The sequence below is a fragment of the Vibrio sp. HI00D65 genome, from assembly GCF_001635455.1.
Lineage (GTDB): Bacteria > Pseudomonadota > Gammaproteobacteria > Enterobacterales > Vibrionaceae > Vibrio.
Genome location: NZ_LWEH01000509.1, coordinates 1 through 285, shown reverse-complemented (window position 1 = coordinate 285; position 285 = coordinate 1). Strand labels below are relative to the sequence as shown.

1 protein-coding gene is annotated in these 285 nt (G+C 44.6%); it reads left to right on the top strand.

What is annotated here, in order from left to right; all coding sequences use genetic code 11:
- Positions 1 to 285 (top strand): Imm49 family immunity protein (locus A3712_RS23170; protein ID WP_197465896.1); only part of this gene is annotated, 285 nt, incomplete at both ends.

Genomic DNA, 285 nt, shown 5'->3' with positions numbered 1-285 from the left:
CGATTGCGCTGGCAGAGAGCGCTGGATGATTTTCCACAGTATTACCATCACGCTTGGTTTCTATGATGTGATGCAAGCGGTACACCAACAAAATCAAGAGGCATATCGTGATGCTATGCACCGTGCTTTGGAAATGCATCAAGAGTGGTGGACGCATGATAAAGATTTTAGCCAAAGGGAAACGGGGTATGTGTCACTGCCGTTGCTCACAGCGGCTAAATACGCCAAAGAAAAGTATGGATTGACCCTTGATGTTGAGTCAGGATATTTACCTAATTATGTATT